Consider the following 13,065-nt stretch of genomic DNA (forward strand, 5'->3'; position numbering starts at 1 on the left):
CGTTCAATATATAAGATCAGGCAAAAGTAACGTTCTTGGATCCGGCAATGACCGCCAGCCTTTTTTGTACTTCCTTGCTGATTTCAATTTTCGTACTTCGCGAGAAAAGCATCAGGTCGATCCTCTCTTCTTCATCAAAAACATTGAGTTTAAGATCGAATTTGCCGGGATACTCCTGACTCACAGACTTCAGTTCATCAATCATCACCTCATCAATCTCCTGAAGATTAAGCCTGACATTCACCTCTCTGAACCGCTTTTCCTTGATATCATTCAGCAGTTCCATCTGGATTGGTTTGAATTCAAGATCATCTTCCCGGTTCCATTTGGCCTGCACTTTCCCTCGGACAAACACAAAGAGTCCCTGGGTCAGATAATTAGAAAAATTGACATAATCTTTCCCGAAAAGCATCAGTTCAATAAATGAATTATAATCCTCAATCTTAAAAATAGCGAAAGGGTTTCCATTCTTAGCCTGCTTAAGCTGTACACTGGAAATCACCCCGCCGATCGAAAATTCACGGTCCTGGTTTTCTTTCAGCATCAGTTGGTCCAGCGGCTTGCAAAGATTCATTTCAATCGAAAACTGGTCAAGCGGGTGTCCTGAAATATAAAAACCAACCACATCCTTCTCATACTTCAGCTTCTCGATATTCCCCCAGGGCTCCACATGCTCAATCTTCGGCTTCTGAATATCAAAGCCGGTGTCTCCGTCCATATACCCGAACAAAGAGTTCTGGGCAGAAGACTTATCCTCATGAAATTTATTGGCATACCGGATCAGCCGCTCTATGAAAGTAGAGTTCTCTGTCATGTTAAAATAGACCGCCCTGTGTATGTCTTCAAAGCAGTCGAATGCCCCCGCATACACCAGCGATTCCAACGTCTTTTTATTAACCGTCCTGATGTTGACGCGGGTTATAAAATCAAAAACATCTTTAAACGGCCCTCTTTTCTCCCTTTCTTCTATGATGGCATCCACGGCCGCATCGCCTGTCCCTTTGATACCACCCAGTCCGAAACGGATCTCTCCTTTTTTATTTACGCTGAATCTTTTGGAAGATTCATTGATATCGGGCCCGAGAATTTCGAGACCCAACGCCCGGCATTCTTCCATAAAGAAGGTAATCTTATCGATGTTACCCAGCTGCGAGGTCAATACCCCCGCCATATATTCCGAAGGATAATGGGCTTTCAGATAAGCCGTTTGATAGGCCACAAACGCGTAGCAGGTAGAGTGCGATTTGTTAAAGGCGTATTGGGCAAAGGCTTCCCAGTCTGTCCATATTTTTTCGCATATTTTGGGATCGTGGCCGTTGGACTTGGCTCCGTCAATAAACTGGGCCTTCATTTTGTCCAGTACCGCCTTCTGTTTCTTACCCATGGCCTTACGCAGAACGTCGGCATCCCCTTTCGTGAAGTTCCCGAGTTTCTGCGACAAAAGCATTACCTGTTCCTGGTAAACGGTGATCCCGTAGGTTTCACCCAAAAACTCTTCTACTTCCGGAAGGTCATATTTAATTTCTTCACGCCCGTGTTTTCTGGCAATGAAATTCGGGATATAAGCAATAGGACCCGGACGATACAAGGCATTCATCGCAATAAGGTCATCAAACCTGTCGGGTTTAAGGTCCTTCATGTGCTTTTTCATACCGTCGGATTCAAACTGGAAAATCGCGTTGGTTTCACCTCTCTGAAAAAGCTCAAAAGTTTTTGTGTCGTCCAGGGGCACCTCATCAATTTCGATATCCACGCCATGATTTTCCTTGATCATTCTCAGGGCTTCTTTGATGATCGAAAGGTTACGCAGCCCCAAAAAGTCCATCTTGATAACACCGGCATCTTCAATGATCTTACCCTCATATTGGGTAATCAGCAAATCCGAGTCTTTAGACACACATACCGGGATAATGTCCGAAAGGTCGCTTGGGGCAATGATGATACCTGCAGCGTGGATACCCGTGTTCCTGACCGTACCTTCGAGCTTTTCAGCCTGTTTAAGTACCTTACTGGTCAGGTCGGAGCCATTATACATGGCCCTTACTTTCTTCACATTCTCCACCTCTTCGGGCTGAAGTCCCAGCTTTTCAAGGCTGCCCTCTCCCGAAATCGGGAAATGGATCAGTTTATTGAAATCAATACCATAAGAGGGCTTATCCGGAATCAGCTTGGCAATGTAGTTGGCATCGGCCAGCGGAAGGTCCATTACCCTCGCCACGTCCTTGATGGATGACTTGGTGGCCATCGTACCATAAGTAATGATCTGGGCTACCTGGTTTTTACCATATTTATCAACCACATAATCGATGACCTTCTGCCTGCCTTCATCGTCGAAGTCCGTATCAATATCGGGCATTGACTTACGGTCAGGATTCAGGAAACGCTCAAAAAGCAGGTTATACTTGATCGGGTCAATGTTGGTGATACCGATACAGTAAGCCACCACCGAACCTGCAGCAGATCCCCTGCCCGGCCCGATCATCACACCCATGTTACGCCCGGCCTTGATAAAGTCCATTACAATCAGGAAGTACCCGGCAAAACCCATCGTCCTGATCGTAAACAATTCAAAGTCAATCCTTTCCTGTGTAGTCAGGGGAATTTCATGATACCTGGCCTTTGCCCCTTCGTAGGTAATGTGCTTCAGATACTCCCATTGATTGAGTGTATCCTCCGGGTGGATTTTAAACTCTTCAGGAATGGGGAAGTTAGGCAGTAAAATATCTTTTTTCAGCTGCAGTTTTTCTACCTTGCCTACAATCTCATTCGTATTGTCAATCGCCGCCGGGATGTCCGAAAACAGCTGCGTCATTTCAGCCGTCGACTTGAAGTAAAACTGGTCGTTAAAAAAAGCAAAACGCGTATTTCTTGACCCGCCTGATTCGTCGTCACTGAAATCCTTCGCTGACGGTGTAGCCAGCTTTTCGTTGGTATTGACACAAAGCAGGATATCATGGGCCACCCAGTCACTCTGGTCTACATAGTGGCTGTCATTCGAGGCAATTACTTTTACATTATATTCTTTGGCCCACTTCAGCAGCAGTTTATTTACAGTATTTTGTTCAGGGATGTCATGCCGCTGTATCTCCACATAATAATCCTCCCCAAACATGTCCAGCCACCATCTGAATTCTTTTTCACCGGCATCTTCCCCATGCTTCAGGATAGCCCTGGGAACGCTTGCACCGATGCAACAGGTAGTGGCAATAAGTCCTTCCTTATATTTTTCGATCAGGGCTTTGGTAACACGCGGGTATTTGCTGTACAAACCCTCCATAAAACCCAGGGAGCATAATTTTGTCAGGTTCTTATATCCCTGGGCATTTTTCGCCAGCAGCAGCTGATGCGACCTGATGTCTTTCTGTTCTTTTGTAAATTGTTTTCTTGTGTGATCTTCTACCACGTAAAACTCGCATCCCACAATCGGCTTGACATTAAATTTCTCGGCCGCCGCCACAAAATCAAAGACACCGAACATATTGCCGTGGTCTGTAATGGCCATGGCCGGCATGTTGTCTTTTTCTGCTTTGGCAAAAAGTTTCTTAATATTGGAAGCCCCGTCGAGGAGTGAGAATTGGGTATGATTATGTAAATGAGAGAATTGCATTCGTTATTGTTGATTCACCTTTCTTTGATTAAACAAATTTAAGATAAATAGTGATGCAATACCATTATGTTTTGAAAAATAGCTCTTCTTCCGGAGAACGGAAAAAGGGAACGCGGATCAAGGCTTATATGGTCTGAACAAAATTACTGACTTTCATTTACGGGGTTCGTACGGCCGAAAAACAGGACGTATCCGTCTGCATCTTCAATCTCAAATCCAAGCAGGCCATCAGCGGTGTTTCCCAATGGCCTAAAAAACGCCACGTCACGGGAAGCAAATTCCAGGGCCAGGGCATCAGGATCCGGGGTATACACAAACGCATCCCAGCTGGCGATTCCCATTTTAACATCACGGGTGTAATTCGGCACCGGGGTCACGCCGATATGTTTGAGCAGTATCTCCACACCACCTCTCTGAACAATACCAAAGTAAATATCATCAGGCTCAAGCCCCTGGAAGGTAACTTCAAACCCAAGCCGGTCACGGTAGAATGCCAGTGAAGACGGCACATGTTTTGAAATAAAAAACGGAGAAATTGACACTAAATCTTTCATTTTCAGTCTCTAATAAATGATGAATCTATCAAAAATAGTCAATAATCAACATAAAAATCCGGAAAAATACCGGGAATTCAAATCTGCCCGGGGCCGGATTTAGCGACAGGAATAATACACAATCACCTTATTATCAAAACATAACGCTTTCATTTCTGCGACAGAGTCCTTTCTCCCCTTTTCCGTCCCCTCGTTGATTCACACTTTTATACCGGCACAAATAATCTAAATTTGCTAATTATAAGTTTTTTTACTATTTTTGCACCCCAATTAACTTTTTCTAATACTTAAATCTGTTTTGTAAAAATGCCAAAGCAAAAAACAAATTCAGGAGCGAAAAAGCGTTTCAAAATCACTGGTACTGGTAAAATCAAGCGTAAGCATGCTTTTCACAGCCACATTTTGACGAAAAAGTCAACCAAGAGAAAAAGAAATCTTGCTTCGGCTACGCTCGTAAGTCCTTCTGACGAGGGACGTATCAAAACTTTGTTGAGTTTATAATTCAATAAAGAGGTTCAATTGTTTCACCAGACCCAAGGCCGTTAAAAGAGTTTCGGAAACGAAGCCGCCTTTAGTCAAAAAACTTAATTTTTTATGCCACGTAGTGTCAATCATGCCGCGTCTAAAGCAAGACGCAAAAAGATCTTAAAATTAGCCAAAGGCTATTTTGGTCGTAGAAAAAATGTATGGACAGTTGCTAAAAACGCTGTCGAAAAAGGTTTAGGCTATGCTTACATAGGCCGTAAACAGAAAAAAAGAAATTTCCGTCGTTTGTGGATTGTTCGTATCAATGCCGGTGTAAGACCTTTCGGTTTGTCATATTCGGTATTCATCAACAAACTTTCAAACTCTGGCATCGAGCTTAACCGTAAAGTATTGGCTGATTTAGCGATGAATCATCCCGAAGCTTTCAAGGCTATCGTAGAAAAAGTAAAATAATTGATTTTTTTTATCCGGAAAAAAGGACGCCCTTAAAAAGCGTCCTTTTTTTTGTTACTTTTTACCAAAGATTCTGTCTCAATGATAGTGGCAATATGAAAATTTATTTCACATTTGTACCCAAATTCAAAACTCAAAAATAAAACAACTATGTTAGACGTACTAGAAGGCCTGGTAAGACAATACGGACAGGGAGCCGTAGTCGAAAATAAGGAAGTTCCTAATGAGCATAATGAAGGAATTATTCAGGATGTCACGCAGGGTATCCTTGGCGGACTGACCAAACAGGCTAACGCACAGGGCGGCTTAGGAAGCCTTTTAGGCCTTTTCACAGGTGGTGGTGCAAGCCAGTCGCAAGGCGTGAACGGCCTGATGAGCAACCCGATGGTTCAGATGATTGCCAAAAATGTAATCAGCAACATCATGCAGAAGTACGGCTTATCCAACAATGCAGCTTCAGGCATCATCGGAAACATCCTTCCTTCGGTTTTGGGAGGTTTGATTTCGAAAACCAATGATCCTAATGACAACTCAGTAGATCTTGGCGGCCTGATGGGTACGCTTTCAGGCGGGAAAACCAATGGTATTGACTTCGGAAGCATCATGGGTCAGGCAAGCAATGCCCTGGCTGATGGTAAACTTGACATGAACGACCTTCTTAACCTCGCTTCAGGTGGCGGATCAAAACCTAACGCCGGCGGTGGCGGACTGGGAGACCTTCTGGGTGGACTGGGCGGATTGTTCGGCAAAAAATAAACAGCATAATTGAAGGTTCGTGCCTCGAGGCACGAACGTACTTTTATCGAGGCACGAACCTGACAGGTGTAGTAATATTACGCCTGTCTTTTATTTTAAATCCATTCATTTAGTCAGTATTTGATTTTATAATTCTCCGAAAACCGGCCCTTATTGCTTCAAAATACATTTTTCAAATTCAAACCATGACAATCTGTCAGAATTTCTGTCCGATTTTTTGCTTGGCATATTCATTGATGAAACAGAGACATAGAAACATTTTAATTTATAATACTGACATACAAAATGGGAAAAATTATTGGAATTGACTTAGGAACTACCAACTCGTGCGTAGCCGTAATGGAAGGTAATGAGCCTGTAGTTATTGCAAATAGTGAGGGAGCCAGAACAACCCCTTCAATTGTTGCTTTTTTGGACAATGGTGAGAAAAAAGTTGGTGCCCCTGCAAAAAGACAAGCTATTACAAACCCTAAAAACACGATTGCTTCGGTGAAGCGTTTCATGGGTAAAAAATATTCGGACGTTGGAAGCGAACTTAAAACCATCGCATACGACATTGAAAAAGGAGCAAACGATACTTCAAGAGTAAGAATCGGTGACCGTCAATACACACCACAGGAAATCTCAGCCTTCATTCTTCAGAAAATGAAGTCTACTGCCGAAGATTATCTTGGACAAACCATCACAGAAGCCGTTATTACCGTTCCTGCTTACTTTAATGACGCAGAACGTCAGGCCACTAAAGAAGCCGGTATCATTGCCGGTCTTGATGTCAAAAGGATCATCAACGAACCAACCGCTGCTGCACTGGCTTACGGCCTTGACAAACAGGGACAAGACATGACTGTCGTGGTATTTGACCTTGGTGGTGGTACTTTCGACGTATCTATCCTTGACCTTGGTGACGGCGTGTTCGAAGTAAAAGCTACCGATGGTGATACTCACCTGGGTGGTGACGACTTTGACCAGGTAATCATCGAATGGCTGGCTGAAGAATTCAAGAAAGACGAAGGTGTTGACCTGAGACATGATGCCATGGCTCTTCAACGTCTGAAAGAAGCTGCTGAAAGAGCGAAAATCGAACTTTCAAGCTCTACTCAGGCTGAAATCAACCTTCCTTATATCTTCCCTGTTGACGGTGTGCCTAAACACCTGGTAAGATCTCTTACCCGTTCGAAATTCGAACAACTGGCAGATTCACTTCTGAAAAGAATGATGGAGCCTTGTAAGAGAGCTATGAAAAATGCAGGTATCTCAAACAGCCAGATCACAGAAGTACTTTTAGTGGGCGGATCAACCCGTATTCCTAAAGTACAGGAAGAAGTGGAAGCGTTCTTTGGCAAAAAACCTTCGAAAGGTGTTAACCCTGACGAAGCCGTAGCCATCGGTGCTGCTATCCAGGGTGGTGTGTTAACAGGAGAAGTGAAAGACATCTTGCTTCTTGACGTTATCCCTCTTTCATTAGGTATCGAAACCCTTGGCGGTGTGTTTACCAAAATGATCGAAGCCAACACGACCATTCCGACCAACAAAGTTGAAACATTCTCGACAGCTGCTGATAACCAGCCTTCTGTAGAGCTTCATATCCTTCAGGGAGAAAGACCAATGGCGGCTCAGAACCGTACACTGGGTAGATTCCACCTGGATGGTATTCCACCATCCCAGAGAGGTATTCCTCAGATCGAGGTATCATTTGATGTCGATGCCAACGGTATCCTGAATGTAACAGCCAAAGACAAAGGCACAGGTAAAGAACAAAAAATCAGGATCGAAGCATCAAGCGGGTTGTCGGATGCGGATATTCAGAGAATGCGTGACGAAGCCAAAGCTAACGAAGAAGCTGATAAACTTGAAAAAGAAAAAATCGAGAAAGTAAACGCGGCCGATTCAACCATCTTCAGTACTGAAAAGCAACTGAAAGAATACGGTGACAAACTTTCTGAAGCCAATAAATCAGCCATCGAGGCTGCGTTGACTGAGCTGAGAGCTGCTCATGGCACCAAAGACATCGCTGCCATTGACGCTTCACTTGAGAAAATCAATGCGGCATGGCAGGCAGCCAGCCAGGACATTTACAATGCCCAGCAAGCGGCGGCTCCGGCTGGTGAAGCAGGTGGAGACACCCAAAACACCGGTAAAGCTGACGAAGGCGTTACAGATGTTAATTACGAAGAAGTTAAATAATTGACAGAATAGAGATTATTTCAATAAAAAAAGGAAGCCGTCTGGCTTCCTTTTTTTATTTATCGATCTTCTCAGGATATTACTTTGATTGTCTTGCCACCTTTCCGGCCTCAACCACCACGTCCTGGTCATAAAGCCTGATCACCACATCTTTATCCGACAGGTTTTCAACCAGAACCGCTTCTTTTTCTATATTGATCTGGATCAGCGATCCTCCGAATCCTATCCTGAATGAAAACGATTCCCACTGCTCAGGTAAAACCGGGCTGAAATGTAACTTCCCTCCTTTTACCCGCATTCCTCCGAAACCTTTGATGACAGACATCCAGGTGCCTGCCATAGACGTGATATGAAGACCGTCTTCCGTATCATTGTTATAATCGTCAATGTCCAGACGGGCAGTTCTGACATACATCTCGTAAGCCTTCTCATTCTTGCCCAGTTTATTGGCCAGGATCACGTGCACACACGGAGAAAGCGAAGATTCATGAACAGTCATCGGCTCATAAAAATCAAAATTCCTTCTCAGTGCCTCCAGGTCAAAATCATCTTCAAAAAAGTACATTCCCTGCAAAACATCCGCCTGCTTGATAAAACATGACCTCAGGATGCGGTCCCATGACCATTTCTGGTTGATAGGACGATGTTCTGTGATCTGATCAACCGTGAGCAATTCTTTATCCAGGAAACCGTCCTGCTGCAGAAACACCTGACGCTCTTCGTCATAAGGAAAATACATATTATCAATGATATGCTGCCATTTTTCAGACTCTGAAGTTACATCAAAAGCCAGGCCTGAGGCTATCTCAGCAAACCTGTTCTCATCCTTTCTCACCAGGTCAATAGCTTCCAGGGTATATTTCAGCGTCCAGACTGCCAGGTAATTGGTATACCAGTTATTATTGACGTTATTTTCATACTCATTCGGGCCGGTTACCCCCAGCATCACATATTTCTGTTTATCAGTCGACCAGTTGACACGTTGCGACCAGAATCTTGAAATAGAAATCAGGACATCCAGTCCGTATTCACCCAGGTAAGACTGATCGCCGGTATAATTGATGTAGTCGTAAATGGCGTAGGCAATCGCCCCGTTACGGTGTATTTCCTCAAAGGTAATCTCCCATTCATTGTGACACTCCTCTCCATTCATGGTCACCATGGGATACAAGGCAGCTCCGCCGCTAAAGCCCAGTTTTTCAGCATTTTCAATGGCTTTCTGCAATTGATTATGACGATACACCAGCAGGTTTCTCGCTACCTTCTTATCAGCTGTCGACAAATAGAAAGGAATACAATATGCCTCGGTATCCCAATAAGTGACTCCACCGTATTTTTCTCCTGTAAAGCCTTTAGGGCCGATATTCAGACGGGCATCTTCACCTGTGTAAGTTTGTTCGAGATGGAAAATATTGAACCTGATACCCTGCTGTGCAGCCACATCGCCTTTGATGATGATATCGTTCTGATTCCATTTCTCAGCCCAGGCCGATTTATGGGCATCCAGCAAAGCTTCAAAACCAAGGTCAAAAATCTTATCAATATAAGCTTTCGAAGCCGTCAGCAATTCTTCTGTTTTATAGTTTTCAGAAGACAGATTCACAGCATATTTATAAATAATGGTTTCTTCTCCCTCGAAAACATACAGTTTCACTTCCGAACCTACAAATTTCTCAGATTTAACGGGCAGGGATTTAAAATCAAAAGCCTTACCATCCTGGTAAATTTCGAACTTCATACCCGAGCAAACCTGGAAAACAGGCACCGTATCCCAGGCAGATTTCCGGGTCTCAAGCGTCAGGTAACCTTCTCCATGGGCTGTTTCCTTCTCTACTTCATTCCAGAATTTCTCGCCGTGATTGGAGTCCCTGTTGCTCACGTCACCGTCAAGAAACGGGTTAATGACAATTTCTCCGCTGAAATTCAGCGGTGTAATGGCATACTTAATGGCTCCTGATTCGTCAAAAGCCATATTACAAAAACGGTAAGATTCGATTTTCAGCCTTTTGCCGCTTTTCAGTTCAATTTCAGAAGAACGCCAGAGCGTTCCGTCTTTCATGTTCAACACCCTTTTGAAACCAAGGATGTTACTTTCGGCCAAATCAACCGCTTCGCCGTCTATTTCCACATGGATCCCGATCCAGTTACAGGCGTTAATGACTTTAGCAAAATAATTCGGATAACCGTTTTTCCACCAACCCACCCGGGTTTTGTCCGGAAACCAGACCCCTGCTACATAGTTACCCTGCAACGAATGTCCTGAATACCTTTCTTCGAAATTTCCCCTCTGTCCCATCCGGCCGTTGCCGAGACTCATCAAACTCTCTGTTATTTCGTTATATTCAGGATGAAAGCCCTCTTCGATGACACACCATTCGTCATGTGTGATATAATTTTTCATAATTAAGCGAGTATAAACATTATAATTTCAACGTACTATTTAATTTTCCGGGCCAGTTTTTCAGGATCTACCCCTTTGAAATCAGGAATGACCATGCTGGCATTGTAAAGAACTTCTTTTTTGCCGATACCCACAGACTTCATCCCTGCAGCGATCGCCGCCTGAACTCCGGCAAAGGCATCTTCAAAAACGACACATTCCCCTGCCTCAAGCTGAAGCCCCTGTGCCCCCTTCAGGAACACTTCAGGGTCAGGTTTACTTTTGGACACCTTCGTACCGTCAATGATGACGTCGAAGTATTCAATAAGGCCTGTTTTGTCTAATATTTTCGGAGCGTTTTTGCTGGCAGAGCCCAAACCTATCTTGATGCCTGCCTCCCTGGAAAGCTCAAGGAAATCCAGTACATAGGGCAACACATCATCCGGGGTCATGTCTTCGACCAGGTCGAGGTACCATTCATTTTTGCGGGTAGCCAGCCTGATTTTTTCTTCTTCCGTGATCTCAATCTGACCATGAAGCAGGACCTCATTCAGGGAATCCATCCGGCTGATGCCTTTCAGTCTTTCGTTAAATTCTTCATCAATATCAAATCCTAATTCGTTGGCGAGGCGTTTCCATGCCTTATAGTGAAATACAGCGGTGTCGACGATCACACCGTCAAGATCAAATAAAAATCCTTTAATCATACTTATTTTATTTCGAACACTAAGGTTTCCTTTGGTTTTATTTTTAATGTGCTAAACTGGTCGTGTGTAGTATTATTGATGATATTGCGTGCCGTTGGTGTCTTACCAATGATCTCTTCAAATCTGGAAGTGCCGACTTCCTTCAGCTGATCCGAAGTATTTGAAATAACCATGACTTTCTGACTGGCAGAGACCCTGAAATAGGCATAGATACCATCGTCAAAAGGCGTAAACTGGACGAATTTCCCGGTGGTCAGTGCTGAAGAATTCTTCCTGAAATCAGCCAGTAATTTAACAAATGCGAAAGCTTCATTTTCTTTGTCGGTCCGGCCCGACTTCACAAATTTATTGGCAGCGTCACCCTCCCAGCCACCCGGAAAGTCCCTGCGGACCTCAGCATCGCTCGGATTCTTGAAATTTTTCATCATGATCTCAGTACCGTAATACAACTGGGGAATGCCCCTCAGGGTCATGAGCCAGATCAGCCCGGTCCTGAATTTGTTCTCATCTTCTCCGATCACCGATAAGAATCTGTCCAGGTCATGGTTATCAAGGAAATTCACAAGTTTTTCGGGATGCTGATAAAGATAATCCTGTGCAAGCACCTGGTAAAGTTTCTGAACGCCGTCATTCCAGCCCGGTTTTTCATTCAGAGCGGCATTGATGGCAAAATACAGCTGAAAATCAACCGTTCCGGGCAGATTGCATTTAAAAGGTACGTTGATGTTGTTCTTTGTAAAATAAGCCTGGTTAGCCACAGAATTCACCCAAGACTCTCCGAATATATGAATTTTAGGATATTCATCCAGCAGTGCCTGATTGCAGCGATTCATGAATTCCATATCGTTATAAAAATAAGTATCGATACGCCAGGCGTCTATACCAAAATATTCAACGGTCCAGAGGGCATGCTGAATAAGGTAGTTGGCTACAAACGGATTGGCATGATTCAGATCAGGCAGAAAAGGCACAAACCACCCATCTCTGGCTACTTTGCGGTCATAAGCCGACGCATGCGGATCCAGCAAAGCCTGGTCTTTATAACTGGTGTTGGTATAATTATCCCAGCGGTTAAGCCAGCTGGCCATTGGCAGGTCATTGATAAACCAGTGATTAACCCCTACATGATTGTAAACCGCATCCTGCACAATCTTGAGGCCCTTTTTGTGGGCTTCATCAATCAGTTTTTTATAAGCTTCATTTCCACCCAGGCGTTTATCTACGGCATAATGGTCCGTAAAACCGTAACCATGATAAGCACTCCTCATCTGCCCACCTTCATTGGTCAGCGGCTGGTTGTTTTCTATGACCGGATTAAGCCAGAGGGCTGTGGCCCCCAGCTCCGTGAAATAATCCAGGTGATTGATCACGCCCTGAAGGTCTCCCCCATGCCTTGACCATGGATTTCTCCTGTCCATCTGGGTATCGGCCATGTCACTGAATTTATCATTGGAAGGGTCACCGTTCGAAAAACGATCCGGTAAAAGCAGGTAAATAAAATCTCTGGCGTCCACTCCGGCAGGCTGAAAACCCGTTCTGGCTTTCAACTCATATGTTTTTTCAACATTTCCTGAAGCATTCTCAAAAACGAAAGTGATTTTTCCGGGTCTGGCAGTTTTTGAAATTTCAATGTCCAGGAAAAGGTAATTGGGATTTTCTGTCTCCTGTGTTTTTTTCAGTTTTACTCCCGGATATTTCCTGAGAGCCACTTTAGAAGCTGAAATGTCCCGTCCGTAGACAAGTAACTGCACCTCAGGGTTTTTCATCCCTACCCACCAGTTGGATGGGTCAATTCTTTTGATTTCGGGGATTTGGGCACCAGCGGTTAAACTACAACAAAGCCACCAAAACACCACTGTTCCGGCTGATAGTTTACATTTCATTTTATATTGTTAAAGTATTACAGTTGTACAAAATAAAGCAATAAGAGTGTTTTAT

The 13,065-nt window shown here is 44.0% G+C and carries 9 protein-coding genes; 4 read left to right on the forward strand and 5 right to left on the reverse strand.

Annotation, left to right across the window (positions count from 1 at the left end):
- Positions 1-16 precede the first annotated feature (16 nt).
- Positions 17-3,607 carry a DNA polymerase III subunit alpha gene (dnaE, locus tag GVN16_RS01140; RefSeq protein WP_166561995.1) on the reverse strand — a complete coding sequence of 1,197 codons (3,591 nt, stop codon included), beginning with the start codon at positions 3,605-3,607 and terminating at the stop codon, positions 17-19.
- Positions 3,608-3,750: 143 nt separating this feature from the next.
- Positions 3,751-4,161 carry a VOC family protein gene (locus GVN16_RS01145; protein WP_166561996.1) on the reverse strand — a complete coding sequence of 137 codons (411 nt, stop codon included), beginning with the start codon at positions 4,159-4,161 and terminating at the stop codon, positions 3,751-3,753.
- Between the two features lie 306 nt (positions 4,162-4,467).
- On the opposite strand from GVN16_RS01145, the gene rpmI reads away from it, so the two are divergent.
- From rpmI to dnaK, 4 genes are all read left to right on the forward strand, one after another.
- The gene (rpmI, locus tag GVN16_RS01150; RefSeq protein ID WP_166561997.1) at positions 4,468-4,662 is read left to right on the forward strand and encodes a 50S ribosomal protein L35; all 195 of its coding nucleotides are present in this window, start codon (positions 4,468-4,470) and stop codon (positions 4,660-4,662) included.
- Positions 4,663-4,755: 93 nt separating this feature from the next.
- Positions 4,756-5,100, forward strand: coding sequence for a 50S ribosomal protein L20 (gene rplT / locus GVN16_RS01155; RefSeq protein ID WP_166561998.1), 345 nt, complete (start codon positions 4,756-4,758; stop codon positions 5,098-5,100).
- Positions 5,101-5,250: 150 nt separating this feature from the next.
- The gene (locus tag GVN16_RS01160; protein ID WP_166561999.1) at positions 5,251-5,856 is read left to right on the forward strand and encodes a DUF937 domain-containing protein; all 606 of its coding nucleotides are present in this window, start codon (positions 5,251-5,253) and stop codon (positions 5,854-5,856) included.
- A 285-nt stretch (positions 5,857-6,141) separates the two neighbouring features.
- Positions 6,142-8,040: a molecular chaperone DnaK gene (dnaK, locus tag GVN16_RS01165; RefSeq protein WP_166562000.1), complete on the forward strand. Its 1,899-nt coding sequence runs from the start codon at positions 6,142-6,144 to the stop codon at positions 8,038-8,040.
- A gap of 79 nt (positions 8,041-8,119) precedes the next feature.
- Here the strand turns inward: dnaK and GVN16_RS01170 are convergent, their stop codons facing one another.
- The 3 genes from GVN16_RS01170 to GVN16_RS01180 are packed head-to-tail and all read right to left on the reverse strand — an operon-like array spanning position 8,120 to position 13,010.
- Positions 8,120-10,441 (reverse strand): glycoside hydrolase family 65 protein, encoded by a 2,322-nt coding sequence (locus tag GVN16_RS01170; protein ID WP_166562001.1) that lies wholly within the window; start codon positions 10,439-10,441, stop codon positions 8,120-8,122.
- A gap of 35 nt (positions 10,442-10,476) precedes the next feature.
- Positions 10,477-11,127, reverse strand: coding sequence for a beta-phosphoglucomutase (gene pgmB, locus GVN16_RS01175; RefSeq protein WP_166562002.1), 651 nt, complete (start codon positions 11,125-11,127; stop codon positions 10,477-10,479).
- A 2-nt stretch (positions 11,128-11,129) separates the two neighbouring features.
- Positions 11,130-13,010 carry a glycoside hydrolase family 13 protein gene (locus GVN16_RS01180; RefSeq protein ID WP_166562003.1) on the reverse strand — a complete coding sequence of 627 codons (1,881 nt, stop codon included), beginning with the start codon at positions 13,008-13,010 and terminating at the stop codon, positions 11,130-11,132.
- Between the last annotated feature and the right edge of the window lie 55 nt (positions 13,011-13,065).

Source organism: Emticicia sp. CRIBPO (assembly GCF_009905725.1).
In the GTDB taxonomy this organism is placed as follows: domain Bacteria; phylum Bacteroidota; class Bacteroidia; order Cytophagales; family Spirosomataceae; genus Leadbetterella.